The following is a 13,573-nucleotide window of genomic DNA, read 5'->3' on the forward strand; positions in this document are numbered from 1 at the left end:
TTGGCGGGGCAGGGGCGGGACTGTCTCATCGCAGCCTCAACGCCGCCCGCCCGCGCAGGTTCCCGCCCGGGCAAGGCCCCCCGGGGGGCCTTACTCGGGGCGCAGCGCCGCGGTGACGTAGTTCACCGACAGATCCCGCGCCGAGATCGACCATTGCCAGCTGACCGGGTTGAAGACGTAGCCCTTGCGGTCCACCGGCGTCATGCCCGCCTTTCGGATCAGCTCGTACAGCTCGTCGGGCGTGATGAACTTGGCCCATTCATGGGTGCCCTTGGGCAGCCAGCGCATCACCCACTCGGCACCGACAATGGCCATGGCAAAGCTTTTGGCATTGCGGTTGATGGTCGAACACAGGTGCAGGCCGCCGGGCTTCAACAGATCGTGACAGGCGGTCAGATAGGCCAGGGGATCGGCCACATGCTCGACCACCTCCATGTTCAGCACCACGTCGAACTGTTCGCCCGCCGCCGCCATCGCCTCGGCGGTGTCGTGGCGATAGTTGATCTCCAGCCCCGATTGCTCGGCATGGGTCATGGCCACGGGGATGTTGCGCGCGGCGGCGTCGACGCCCACCACGGTGGCCCCGAGGCGCGCCATGGGTTCGCACAAAAGGCCGCCGCCACAGCCGATATCCAGCAGGCGCAGCCCGTCGAAGGGGCGATCCTGGCCCAGGTCGCGGTCATATTCCGCGGCGATCTGGCGGGTGATATAGTCCAGCCGCACCGGGTTCATCATGTGCAGCGGCTTGAACTTGCCGGTGGGGTCCCACCATTCGGCCGCCATGGCTTCGAACTTGGCGACTTCCGCGGGGTCCACGGTGGTGTTGTCGGTTTGCATTCCGCGCTCCTTGGGGTCATGGTGGCGTAACCCCTCTTATATGGGACGGAGATGGATAGAAACTCGGGTCAAAAGAGCGCAAGCCAGATGTTGTACCCGCCTGTCGATCCCTTCGATCAGCGAATGCTGGCGGTGGGAGAGGGGCATGACATCTATGTCGAGCAATCGGGCAATCCGAAGGGCCTTCCCGTCATCGTTCTGCATGGCGGCCCGGGGGGCGGCTGTTCCCCGGCCATGCGGCGCTATTTCGACCCGTCCCGCTATCGGATCATCCTGTTCGACCAGCGCGGCTGTGGCCGCTCGCGCCCCTTCGCCAGCGTCGAGCATAACACCACTTGGCATCTGATCCGCGACATCGAGGCGATCCGCCAGACCCTGGGCATCGACCAGTGGTGCGTCTTCGGCGGCTCCTGGGGGGCGACCCTGTCGCTGCTTTACGCCGAAACCCACCCCGACCGGGTGCTGCACCTCGGGCTGCGCGGTGTCTTCCTGATGACGCGGGCCGAGCTGGACTGGTTCTATGGCGGCGGTGCCGGGGCCTTCTGGCCCGAGACCTGGGCGCGGTTCATCGAGCCGATCCCGGCGGCGGAACGCGACGATCTGATCGGCGCCTATGCCCGGCGGCTGTTCACCGGCGATCCCATCGAGGAGGTGCGCTTTGCCAAGGCCTGGTCGGCCTGGGAAAACGCCCTGGCCTCGGTGGCCAGCAACGGCATGGGGGGCGAACCGCCGGGGCAATATGCCCGCGCCTTCGCCCGGCTGGAGAACCACTATTTCACCAACCTGGGCTGGATCGAAGAGGGGCAGATCCTGCGCGACATCGACCGCATCGCCCATATCCCCGGCGACATCGTGCAGGGGCGGCTGGACATGATCTGCCCGCCGCGCACCGCCTGGGCCCTGTCGCGCGCCTGGGACCGGTCGGATCTGCACATGATCCCGAATGCCGGCCACGCCTTGTCGGAACCGGGCATCACCGCGAAACTGGTGCAGGTCATGGACCGCGTTGCGCGGGGCTGAGGGCGCCCCCGCGGGGGCTGAACCGCAGCGGGGCTTGCGATTCGCCGCGTCAAGGCGTATATGCCCGTCAACAGCGGCGCGTCGGACCCTCTGGGAACGACACTCCACCGGAATTTCGACGGGCCGCGCGCCCGTTTTTTTGTGCCCAGACGGCCCCGCGCCCGACGGCCCCGACCCGGAAGAGCATGACCGACCTTATCGCAAAAACCGCCATCGACCGCCGCCTGGCAGAGATCGTGGGCCCCGTCATCGAGGACCTCGGGTTCGAGCTGGTGCGGATCCGCGTGATGGGCGGCACCAAGAACACCAAGACCGTGCAGATCATGGCCGAACGGCCCGACGGCGGGATCGAGGTGGACGAATGCGCCGATATCTCGAACGCGGTCTCTGCCGTGCTGGATGTCGAGGATCCGATCTCGGACATGTACAACCTCGAGGTCAGCTCGCCCGGGATCGACCGGCCGCTGACCCGGCTGAAGGATTTCGACGCCTACGAAGGCTATGAGGCCAAGGTGGAAACCGCCGAGCTGATCGACGGCCGCAAGCGGTTCCGTGGCATCCTGGCCGGGGTCGAAGAGAACGACGTTCTGATCAACATCGAGGATCAGGGCGAAGAGGTCACCGTGGGTCTGAACTTTGACTGGCTGGCGGATGCCAAGCTGGTGATGACCGACGAGTTGATCAAGGAAATGCTGAAGGCCCGGAAAGCCGCCGGCGTGTTGAACGAAGAGACTTTCGACGAGATCGAGACCGATCCGGGTTCCCAGGAGGACTGATTATGGCGATTACCTCTGCCAACCAGCTTGAACTGCTGCAAACCGCCGAGGCGGTTGCGCGCGAGAAGATGATCGACCCCGGTCTCGTGGTCGAAGCGATGGAAGAGTCCCTCGCCCGCGCCGCCAAGAGCCGCTACGGGTCCGAGATGGACATCCGCGTGTCGATCGACCGCAAGACCGGCCGCGCCACCTTTACCCGCGTGCGCACCGTGGTCGAGGACGAGGAGCTGGAGAACTACCAGGCCGAGATGACCGTCCAGCAGGCCAAGCAGTACATGGCCGACCCGCAGATCGGTGACACCTTCGTCGAAGAGATCCCGCCGGTGGAAATGGGCCGGATCGCCGCCCAGTCGGCCAAGCAGGTGATCCTGCAAAAGGTCCGCGAGGCCGAGCGTGACCGCCAGTACGACGAGTTCAAGGATCGCGTCGGCACCATCATCAACGGCGTGGTCAAGCGCGAGGAATACGGCAACGTCATCGTCGACGTGGGCCGGGGCGAAGCGATCCTGCGCCGCAACGAGAAGATCGGCCGCGAAGCCTATCGCCCGAACGACCGCATCCGCTGCTACATCAAGGATGTGCGCCGCGAGACCCGCGGGCCGCAGATCTTCCTCAGCCGCACCGATCCGCAGTTCATGGCCGAGCTGTTCAAGATGGAAGTGCCCGAGATCTACGACGGCATCATCGAGATCCGCGCCGTGGCCCGTGATCCGGGTTCGCGCGCCAAGATCGCCGTGATCTCGCATGACGGCTCGATCGACCCCGTGGGCGCCTGTGTCGGTATGCGCGGTTCGCGTGTGCAGGCCGTGGTCAACGAGCTGCAAGGCGAGAAGATCGACATCATCCCCTGGTCGGAAGACATGCCCACCTTCCTGGTGAATGCGCTGCAACCGGCCGAAGTGTCGAAAGTGGTTCTGGACGAGGAAGCCGAGCGCATCGAGGTCGTGGTGCCGGAAGAGCAGCTGAGCCTGGCCATCGGCCGTCGCGGCCAGAACGTGCGCCTGGCCTCGCAGCTGACCGGCCTGGACATCGACATCATGACGGAAGAGGAAGAATCCGCCCGCCGTCAGAAAGAGTTCGAGGACCGCACCAAGCTGTTCATGGACACCCTGGACCTGGACGAGTTCTTTGCCCAGCTTCTGGTGTCCGAAGGCTTCACCAACCTCGAAGAGGTGGCCTATGTCGAGATCGACGAGCTGCTGGTGATCGACGGTGTGGACGAGGACACCGCCAACGAGCTGCAAGCCCGGGCGCGTGACGTGCTCGAGGCCCAGGCCAAGGCGGCCCTGGACCGGGCCCGCGAGCTGGGCGCCGAGGACAGCCTTATTGAATTCGACGGCCTGACCCCCCAGATGGTGGAAGTGCTGGCGGAAGACGGCATCAAGACGCTGGAAGACTTCGCCACCTGCGCCGACTGGGAACTGGCTGGCGGCTGGACCACCGTCGATGGCGAACGCCAGAAGGACGACGGTCTTCTTGAGAAATTCGATGTCTCGCTGGAAGAGGCGCAGCAGCTGGTGATGACCGCCCGCGTCCTGCTGGGCTGGGTCGATCCCGAAGAGCTGAACCCCGAGGTCGAGGACGACGAGATCGAGGGCGAGGCCGAGGGCGACGAGGCCGAAAGCTGAAACCGGGAACGGAGACGCGTCGATGAGCCGAGGCGGCAAGACCAAGGACCGTGAGGACGGGCCCGAACGCAAGTGCATCGTCACCGGCGAGGCACAGCCCAAGGCCGGTCTGATCCGCTTTGTCGTCGGGCCCGAGGGCCAGGTGGTGCCGGATCTTGCGGGCAAGCTGCCCGGCCGGGGCATCTGGGTCACCTCCGAGCGCGAGGCGATCGACACCGCCGCGAAAAAGAAGCTGTTTTCGCGGTCGGCCAAGCAACAGGTGACCGTGCCCGACAATCTGTCGGACATGGTCGAGACCCTTCTGGCGAAGCGGGTCTGCGAACTTCTGGCGCTGGCGCGGAAGTCCGGGGATGCGGTCGCGGGCTATGAGAAGGTGAAGGACATGCTGGCGAAGGAAGAGGCCACCGCCCTCATCCAGGCCAGCGACGGGTCGACCCGAGGCAAGACCAAACTGTCGACCCCCCACCGGGGCAACTACATCGGCTGGCTTACGGCAGATGAGCTGGGCTTGGCCTTCGGTCGGGAAACTGTCATACACGCCGCCTTAGGAACTGGCGGTTTGAGCAAACGTGTTGTAGAGGAGGCCGCAAGACTGCGAGGTCTGCGTGCCTGACGCATGAGGCGGGAGGGTCCCGCCTGAAAGGAAGATTGGCCAATATGAGCGACAACGACGGTAAAAAGACTCTGGGTGTTCGAGGCGGCGGTCCCCGTGCGGGGAACGTGAAGCAAAGCTTCAGCCACGGCCGCACCAAGAACGTCGAAGTGGTGACGAAGCGCAAACGCGTTGTCGTGCCCAAGCCGGGCTCGGGCAAATCTGGTGGCAACCCGGCACTGGGGGATCCCAACAAGCGGCCCAAGGGCATCACCGATGCCGAAATGGAACGCCGCCTGAAGGCCGTGGCCGCCGCCAAGGCGCGTGAGGCCGAAGACGCCGAACGCCGCGCCCGCGAGGAAAAGGAACGCGAGGAAGAGCGCCAGCGCCGCCGTGAAGAGGCGGAGCAGAAAGAGCGTGAAGCCCGCGAGGCCGAGGAGAAAGCCAAGGCCAAGGCCGAGGAAGAAGAGCGCAAGCGCAAGGAAGAAGCCGAGGCCGCCAAGCGCGCCGCTGCGGCTGCTGCCGCGCCTGCCGAGGCGCCCGCCGAGGATGGCGGCCGCGCCGCCAAGGGTCGTACCGCCAAGCCCGCCATGCCCGAACGCACCGATCGCGGTAACGCCGATCGTGACGATCGCGGCGGCCGTGGCAAGGGGCGTGACGATGGCCGCCGGTCCGGTAAACTGACGCTGAATCAAGCCCTTCGCGGTGGCGAGGGTGGCCGTCAGAAATCCATGGCCGCGATGAAGCGGAAGCAGGAACGCGCCCGGCAGAAGGCCATGGGCGGCAACGTGCCCCGTGAAAAGGTGGTGCGTGACGTCCAGCTGCCCGAAACCATCGTGGTGTCGGAACTGGCCAACCGTATGGCCGAACGCGTCGCCGATGTGGTCAAGGCCCTGATGCAGAACGGCATGATGGTCACCCAGAACCAGACCATCGACGCCGACACCGCCGAGCTGATCATCGAGGAATTCGGCCACAACGTGCAGCGGGTTTCCGATGCCGACGTCGAAGACGTGATCCAGTCGGTCGAGGACAAGCCCGAAGACCTGAAGTCGCGTCCCCCGGTGATCACGATCATGGGCCACGTCGACCACGGCAAGACCTCGCTTCTGGATGCGATCCGCAACGCCAAGGTGGTTGCGGGCGAAGCCGGGGGCATCACCCAGCACATCGGCGCCTACCAGGTGACCACCGAAAGCGGCGCTGTGCTGTCCTTCCTCGACACGCCCGGCCACGCTGCCTTCACCTCGATGCGCTCGCGTGGCGCCCAGGTGACGGACATCGTCGTGCTGGTGGTGGCCGCGGATGATTCGGTCATGCCGCAGACCATCGAGGCCATTCACCACGCGAAAGCGGCCGGTGTGCCGATGATCGTCGCGATCAACAAGTGCGACAAGCCCGCCGCCGACCCGGACAAGGTTCGCGCCGAGCTGCTGCAACACGAGGTGATCGTCGAGAAGATGTCGGGCGAAGTGCAGGACGTCGAAGTGTCCGCGCTGACCGGCAAGGGTCTGGATGAACTGCTCGAAGCCATCGCGCTGCAATCTGAGATCCTGGAGCTGAAGGCCAACCCCGACCGCGCCGCCGAAGGCGCCGTGATCGAGGCCCAGCTGGACGTGGGCCGTGGCCCCGTCGCCACCGTGCTGGTTCAGAAGGGCACCCTGCGCAAGGGCGACATCTTTGTCGTCGGCGAGCAGTACGGCAAGGTCCGTGCCCTGGTGAACGACAAGGGCGACCGCGTCGACGAAGCTGGCCCCTCGGTGCCGGTCGAGGTGCTGGGCCTGAACGGCACGCCCGAAGCGGGTGACGTTCTGAACGTGGTTTCGACCGAGGCCCAGGCCCGCGAGATCGCCGAGTACCGCCACAACGTGGCCAAGGAGAAATCCGCGGCCATCGGCGCAGGCACCACGCTGGAACAGCTGATGGCGAAGGCCAAGGCAGACGAGAATGTCTCGGAACTGCCGGTCATCGTGAAGGCCGACGTGCAGGGCTCTGCCGAGGCGATCGTGCAGGCGCTGGAGAAGGTCGGCAACGAAGAGGTCCGCGTGCGGGTCATCCACTACGGCGTCGGTGCCATCACCGAAACCGACGTGGGCCTGGCCGAGGCCTCGGGCTGTCCGGTCATCGGCTTCAACGTTCGGGCCAATGCGCCCGCGCGTAACAGCGCCAACCAGAAGGGTGTCGAGATCCGCTACTACAGCGTGATCTACGACCTGGTGGATGACGTGAAGGCGGCGGCCTCGGGCCTGCTGTCGAACGAGATCCGCGAGCACTTCATCGGCTACGCCTCGATCAAGGAGGTCTTCAAGGTCTCCAACGTCGGCAAGGTCGCGGGCTGTCTGGTTACCGAAGGTGTCGCCCGCCGTTCCGCAGGCGTCCGCCTGCTGCGCGACGACGTGGTGATCCACGAAGGCACGCTGAAGACCCTGAAGCGCTTCAAGGACGAAGTGGCCGAGGTTCAGTCGGGCCAGGAATGCGGTATGGCCTTCGAGAACTACGACGACATCCGCCCGAACGATGTCATCGAGATCTTCGAGCGCGAGGAGGTCGAGCGCAAGCTTTGACCCCCCGCCTGGAAACAGCGAAAGGCCGGTCTCCTGGGGGCCGGCCTTTTGCGTTGGTGCGGTGCTATTGTCGCGGGGTCCTGGCTGGAGCCCCCGGGGCCACAAACGAAAAGGCAGCCCGTGGGCTGCCCTGACGTTCTTCATTTCGGCCGTGCCGGGATGTTCAGGCGGCGGCATCCTGGCTCACCGGTGCACCGGTGAACACTTGCTGGCCGACGCGAACTTCGACCTTGCCGTTCGGCAGTGCGCGCACAAAGGTGCCCTGAACGGAGACGCACGTGCCAAGAGTAATGGTCTTCAGCATGGTAGGAACCCCTTCCCCACAGATGTTGTGCCTTAATTACACCGCAACCTCTGTTAACAGAGCAGTCAAATCTTACTCTGTTGTTACGCTTTTGCCTTAATTTCTACACAATCTGACGCCGCGTCGCGGAAATCTTGCCGCGACGCAGAAGTATACCTTGTGCGTATGGTCGGGTTGTGCGCTGTGAAAATCGGCAAAACCCGTTGACTTGTCGAGGAAATAGGCGGCACTCTCGCCTGGATTATGTGTCAAATGTAGACACACGTATGGGGCGAGTTGGCTGTCGCGCTGCCTTTGCAGGGGTGATTCGCCTAGAGCCAGTCGCGCAGGATCGGCAGCAGGGGCACGTCCGCGGGGGGCATCTCGTAGTTGCGCAGCTCGTTTCCACGCGCCCAGGCCAGGGTCTGGCCTTCCTGCGGCTGCGGCGTGCCCTCCCAGCGACGGCAGGCGAACAGCGGCATCAGCAGGTGGAAGTCGTCATAGGCGTGGCTGGCGAAGGTCAGCGGCGCCAGGCAGGACGACCAGGTGTCGATGCCCAGCTCTTCCTTCAGCTCGCGGATCAGCGCGGCCTCGGGGCTTTCGCCCGGCTCGACCTTGCCGCCCGGGAACTCCCACAGGCCCGCCATGGACTTGCCCTCCGGGCGCTGCGCCAGCAGCACCCGGCCGTCCACGTCGATCAGGGCGACGGCGGAGACAAGGATGATCTTCTTGGTCACGAGCGGTAGTCCGCGTTGATCGAGATGTAGCCATGGGTCAGGTCGCAGGTCCAGACGGTGGCGGTGCCGCCGCCCAGGCCCAGATCCACCGAAATGGCGATCTCCTGTTCCTTCATGATCGCCGCGCCCTGTTCCTCGCGGTAGTCGGGCGAGACCCAGCCGTTCTCGGCCACCAGGACGTCGCCAAAGCGGATGGTCAGCAGGTCGCGGTCGGCGGCGGCGCCGGATTTGCCGATCGCCATGACGACGCGGCCCCAGTTGGGATCCTCGCCCGCGATGGCGGTCTTGATCAGCGGCGAATTGGCAATCGACATGGCGTGGATCTTGGCGTCCTCGTCCGAGGCGGCGCCGGAGACGTGGATCTCGACGAACTTGGTCGCCCCTTCGCCGTCTTTCACCACCTGGTGCGACAGGTCCAGCATCACCCCGCGCAGCGCCTCGATGAAGCCGGTGCTTTCGGGCCCGACCTGGGCGCCCGAGGTGCCGGTGGCCGCCAGCAGCAGGGTGTCAGAGGTCGAGGTGTCGCTGTCCACGGTGATGCAGTTGAAGGTGACATCGGTCAGCGCCGAGAGCATGTCCTGAAGGACCGAGCGTTCGACCTGCGCATCGGTAAAGATATAGACCAGCATCGTCGCCATGTCGGGGGCGATCATGCCGGACCCCTTGGCGATGCCCGCGATCTTGACCGGCGTGCCGTCCACCATCACCTCGGCCGAGGCCCCCTTGGGGAAGGTGTCGGTGGTCATGATCGCACCGGCGGCCTCTTCGATCTTGGTCTCAGACAGGTTGCCCGCCAGCTCGTCCAGCTTGGCGGTGATGCGGGCATGGGGCAGGGGCTCTCCGATCACCCCGGTCGAGGACGAAAAGACGCGCGTCTCGTCGATGCCCAGGGCGGCGGCGGCGGCAGAGGTGACCGCGCGGGTCGCCTCGATGCCGTTCTTGCCGGTGAAGGCGTTCGAGTTGCCCGAGTTCACCACGATGGCCGCCGGGCCGCTGCCGTCCAGGCCGATCTTGGCCTGGCAGTCCAGCACCGGCGCCGAGCGGGTCTTGGATTTGGTAAAGACGCCGGCCACCGTGGTGCCGGCGTCGAGGGCGGCAAGCATCACATCCGTGCGCCCCTGGTATTTCACCCCCGCCGCAGCGGTCGCGAAACGCACGCCCTTGATGACGGGCAGCGCGGGAAAGGCGGCGGGCGCCAGGGGAGAGGTCGGATACTTGCCAGCCATGCGCTGTTACTCCTGCATTTCCATGTAAAGCGGCATCAGAACCTCGTTGCTCAGGTCCAGCTCGCTGAGATCGGCCATGGATGCATCGGAGTTTGCGGAGAGTTCGTCAAGATAGGCCATGCTCTCGCTTTCCTGAAGCTGGCCGATCAGCTGCTGGCGCACCGCCTCCAGCTCGGGTTTGCGCTGGCGGGTTTCCTCCAGCTTGATCACATGCCAGCCGAACTGGGTCTGCACCGGGGCCGAGATCTCGCCCGGTTCCATCGCCGAAACCGCCTGGCTGAACTCGGCGACCATCTTGTCGGGGGTGAACCAGCCCAGATCGCCGCCATTGGGGCCCGAGGGGCCGGTGGACTTGTCGCGCGCCAGGGTCGCGAACTCGGCGCCGCCCTCCAACTCTTCGACCAGCGCCTGGGCCTCTTCCTCGGTTTCGACCAGAATATGGGCAGCGTGATATTCCACCGGGCCCGAGCTGTCATCGGGGTAGGCCTCGTCATAGGCCTGCTGGATACGTTCGTCGGTGATGGTGGCCGAGAGGTATTGCAGCATGGCGTCGGTGGCCACGACCTTGCGTTCGGTGTTGTCCAGCAGATAGCGGGTGGCCGCCGGGGTCTCGCCCTCGAAGGTCTGGCGCAGCTCTTCCTGCTGCACGACCTGCTTCAGCAGGGGCTCGGCCAGCTGGGCCAGGGGCATTTGGTTATAGGGCTGCGGGGCCTCCATCTGGGCGGCGACCAGATGGCCCAGGGTGATCTCGGTCTCGCCCACGCGGGCCAGGACGGTATCAAGGCTCAGAGGGCCCTCGACGGTCAGGGTGTAGTTCGACGGCACGGTGCCTTCCGTTGCGGCAGTCTCCTGCGCCAGAAGCGGTGCGGGAACCGACAGGGTCAGCAGGGCGGCAAGGGTGAGACGGTGCAACATGGATTTTCCTTCCGTTTGCCACGGGGGCCGTGGCGTTGACACTCTTCCGCCCGCCCACTACATCGCCTTATGGCAAAGGGGCTTGGCGGCCTGTTCCGGCCCTGTTTACGGGTCGTAAGGCGCCCACACAACAGGCCCCCTCACACGATGGCGTAAAGAAGCGGAAGATAGATCATGCTGGGTTTCGGAACACTCGCCAAGAAGGTCTTCGGCACGCCGAACGACCGCAAGGTCAAGGCGACGCGCCCGCTGGTCGCGAAGATCAACGCGCTGGAAGACGAGTTCAAGGCGCTCACCGACGAGGGCCTGCGCGCCAAGACGGAAGAGTTCAAGACACGGCTGGCAGGCGGCGAGACCCTGGACGATCTGCTGCCCGAAGCCTTTGCTAACTGCCGCGAAGGGGCCCGCCGCGCCATTGGCCTGCGGGCCTTTGACGTTCAGTTGATGGGCGGCATCTTCCTGCACCAGGGCAATATCGCCGAGATGAAGACCGGCGAGGGCAAGACCCTGGTCGCCACCTTCCCCGCCTATCTGAACGCCCTGTCGGGGCTGGGTGTGCATGTGGTCACGGTGAACGACTACCTGGCCAAGCGCGATGCCGACTGGATGTCCAAGGTCTACGGCTTCCTCGGATTGACGACCGGCGTCGTCTATCCCGGCCAGCCGGATGCGGAGAAACGCGCCGCCTATCAGTGCGACATCACCTATGCCACCAACAACGAACTGGGCTTCGATTATCTGCGCGACAACATGAAGTCCGAGCTGAAGGACCTCTATCAGCGCGAGCACAACTTCGCGATCGTCGACGAGGTGGACAGCATCCTGATCGACGAGGCGCGCACGCCGCTGATCATCTCGGGCCCCGCCCAGGACCGCAGCGATCTTTATACCGCCATCGACGCCCTGATCCCCTCGCTGTCGGAAGAGGATTACACCACCGACGAGAAACAGCGCGGCGTGACCTTCACCGAAGAGGGCAACGAAAAGCTGGAGACCCTGCTGCACGAGGCCGGTCTGCTGGAAGAGGGGGCAACGCTGTATGATCCCGAGTCCACCACCATTGTGCACCACGTGAACCAGGCCCTGCGTGCCCACAAGCTGTTCATCAAGGACCAGCATTACATCGTGCGCAACGGCGACGTGGTTCTGATCGACGAGTTCACCGGCCGCATGATGCCGGGCCGCCGCCTGTCCGAGGGTCTGCACCAGGCCATCGAGGCCAAGGAAAAGGTCGAGATCCAGCCCGAGAACGTCACCTTGGCACAGGTCACCTTCCAGAACTACTTCCGCCTGTACAACCGGCTGTCGGGCATGACCGGCACCGCCACCACCGAGGCCGAGGAATTCCAGGAAATCTATGGCCTGGGCGTGGTCGAAGTGCCGACCAACAAGCCGATTGCGCGGATCGACAACGACGACCGCATCTATCGCACCCAGCAGGAAAAATATCAGGCGATCATCGAAGAGATCCGCGCCGCCCATGAAAAGGGCCAGCCGATCCTTGTCGGCACGACTTCGATCGAGAAATCCGAACTGCTGAGCCAGCTGCTGACCCAGGCCGGGCTGGAGCACAACGTGCTGAACGCCCGCCACCACGAGCAAGAGGCGCAGATCGTTGCCGAGGCGGGCAAGCTGGGGGCGATCACCATCGCCACCAACATGGCGGGGCGCGGCACCGACATCAAACTGGGCGGCAACGTCGAGATCAAGGTGATGGAGGCCCTGGCCGCCAACCCCGAGGCCGACCCCGACGCCGTGCGCGAAAAGATCGAGGCGGAACACGCCGCCGCCGAGGCAGAGGTGAAGACCGCCGGCGGTCTCTACGTTCTGGCCACGGAACGCCACGAAAGCCGCCGCATCGACAACCAGCTGCGCGGCCGCTCGGGCCGTCAGGGCGACCCGGGCAAATCCAGCTTCTTCCTCAGCCTCGAAGACGACCTGATGCGCATCTTCGGGTCCGAACGTCTGGACAAGGTGCTGTCGGGGCTGGGCATGAAGGAAGGCGAGGCGATCATTCACCCCTGGGTGAACAAGTCGCTGGAACGCGCCCAGGCCAAGGTCGAGGGCCGCAACTTCGACATGCGGAAAAACGTGCTGAAGTTCGATGACGTGATGAACGACCAGCGGAAGCTGATCTTCGGTCAGCGCCGCGAGATCATGGAGGCGCAGGACCTGTCCGAGATCGTGCAGGACATGCGCTATGAGGTGATCGCGGATCTGGTCGAACAGTACATGCCGCCCAAGACCTACGCCGATCAGTGGGACACAGAGGGCCTGCGCGCCGCCTGTATCGAGAAGCTGGGCATCGACGTGCCGGTCGATCAATGGGCCGCCGAAGAGGGCGTGGACGACGAGCATGTGATCGAGCGTCTGGAAAAGGCCTCGGACGAGGCCATGGCCGCCAAGGCCGCCGCCTTCGGCCCCGAGCATATGCGGGTGATCGAAAAGCAGATCCTGCTGCAAACCATCGACGGCAAATGGCGCGAGCACCTGCTGACGATGGAGCATCTGCGCTCTGTCATCGGCTTCCGCGGCTATGCGCAGCGCGATCCGCTGAACGAATACAAGAACGAGGCCTTCCAGCTGTTCGAGACCCTGCTGGACAGCCTGCGCGAAGAGGTCACCGCGACCCTGTCCCGTGTCCGCCCGATGACCGAGGAAGAGCGTCAGGCGCAGATCGCCGCCCTGCAACAGCAGATGGCGGCGCAGCAGGCGCAGGTCGACGCCGCCGTGCAACAGGCCGAGGCCCGCGCCTCGGGCGAAGACGCCCCCGAGGGGGTCTTCCCCGACGGGCCGGGCTATGTGCCGGGCTTCGATCCCGAGAACCCCGAGACCTGGGGTACCCCGGGCCGCAACTCGGCCTGCCCCTGCGGGTCGGGCAAGAAGTTCAAACATTGCCACGGCGCGCTGGTCTGACCGACAGGCGTGACTGACGGAAAGAGGGGGCGGTGCCGATGGCGCCGCCCCTTTCGCATTCCGCCTTGGGCCGGGGGAT

General features: G+C 65.0%; 11 protein-coding genes. 6 read left to right on the forward strand and 5 right to left on the reverse strand.

Annotation, left to right across the window (positions count from 1 at the left end; genetic code table 11):
• Positions 1-90 precede the first annotated feature (90 nt).
• On the reverse strand, positions 91-837 hold the full coding sequence (gene ubiG / locus ACRARE_RS05995; RefSeq protein WP_432655500.1) for a bifunctional 2-polyprenyl-6-hydroxyphenol methylase/3-demethylubiquinol 3-O-methyltransferase UbiG: 747 nt from the start codon (positions 835-837) through the stop codon (positions 91-93).
• A gap of 51 nt (positions 838-888) precedes the next feature.
• Between ubiG and pip the strand changes: the two genes are divergently transcribed.
• From pip to infB, 5 genes are all read left to right on the forward strand, one after another.
• Entirely contained in the window at positions 889-1,857 is a 969-nt protein-coding gene (pip, locus tag ACRARE_RS06000) for a prolyl aminopeptidase (protein ID WP_432655501.1), read from the forward strand.
• Positions 1,858-2,042: 185 nt separating this feature from the next.
• Positions 2,043-2,633: a ribosome maturation factor RimP gene (gene rimP / locus ACRARE_RS06005; RefSeq protein ID WP_432655502.1), complete on the forward strand. Its 591-nt coding sequence runs from the start codon at positions 2,043-2,045 to the stop codon at positions 2,631-2,633.
• A 2-nt stretch (positions 2,634-2,635) separates the two neighbouring features.
• Positions 2,636-4,261: a transcription termination factor NusA gene (gene nusA / locus ACRARE_RS06010; RefSeq protein WP_432655503.1), complete on the forward strand. Its 1,626-nt coding sequence runs from the start codon at positions 2,636-2,638 to the stop codon at positions 4,259-4,261.
• 22 nt (positions 4,262-4,283) lie between these two features.
• On the forward strand, positions 4,284-4,874 hold the full coding sequence (locus ACRARE_RS06015) for an RNA-binding protein (protein WP_432655504.1): 591 nt from the start codon (positions 4,284-4,286) through the stop codon (positions 4,872-4,874).
• Positions 4,875-4,918: 44 nt separating this feature from the next.
• Positions 4,919-7,417: a translation initiation factor IF-2 gene (gene infB / locus ACRARE_RS06020; protein WP_432655505.1), complete on the forward strand. Its 2,499-nt coding sequence runs from the start codon at positions 4,919-4,921 to the stop codon at positions 7,415-7,417.
• Between the two features lie 163 nt (positions 7,418-7,580).
• Here the strand turns inward: infB and ACRARE_RS06025 are convergent, their stop codons facing one another.
• The 4 genes from ACRARE_RS06025 to ACRARE_RS06040 form a co-directional block, all read right to left on the reverse strand.
• Entirely contained in the window at positions 7,581-7,721 is a 141-nt protein-coding gene (locus tag ACRARE_RS06025; RefSeq protein ID WP_432655506.1) for a hypothetical protein, read from the reverse strand.
• A gap of 311 nt (positions 7,722-8,032) precedes the next feature.
• The gene (locus ACRARE_RS06030) at positions 8,033-8,437 is read right to left on the reverse strand and encodes a (deoxy)nucleoside triphosphate pyrophosphohydrolase (protein WP_222475902.1); all 405 of its coding nucleotides are present in this window, start codon (positions 8,435-8,437) and stop codon (positions 8,033-8,035) included.
• Complete coding sequence (gene argJ / locus ACRARE_RS06035; protein ID WP_432655507.1) at positions 8,434-9,663, reverse strand: bifunctional glutamate N-acetyltransferase/amino-acid acetyltransferase ArgJ; 1,230 nt, start codon at positions 9,661-9,663, stop codon at positions 8,434-8,436. The genes ACRARE_RS06030 and argJ overlap by 4 nt, the downstream gene beginning before the upstream one ends.
• A 6-nt stretch (positions 9,664-9,669) precedes the next feature.
• Positions 9,670-10,578, reverse strand: a complete 909-nt coding sequence (locus ACRARE_RS06040) for a peptidylprolyl isomerase (RefSeq protein WP_432655508.1) — start codon at positions 10,576-10,578, stop codon at positions 9,670-9,672.
• A gap of 174 nt (positions 10,579-10,752) precedes the next feature.
• Here ACRARE_RS06040 and secA point away from each other — a divergent pair, with 174 nt between their 5' ends.
• Positions 10,753-13,494: a preprotein translocase subunit SecA gene (secA, locus tag ACRARE_RS06045; protein WP_432655509.1), complete on the forward strand. Its 2,742-nt coding sequence runs from the start codon at positions 10,753-10,755 to the stop codon at positions 13,492-13,494.
• Positions 13,495-13,573: the final 79 nt, after the last annotated feature.

This window comes from Pseudooceanicola aquaeponti (assembly GCF_050897975.1).
Taxonomy (GTDB): domain Bacteria; phylum Pseudomonadota; class Alphaproteobacteria; order Rhodobacterales; family Rhodobacteraceae; genus Pseudooceanicola.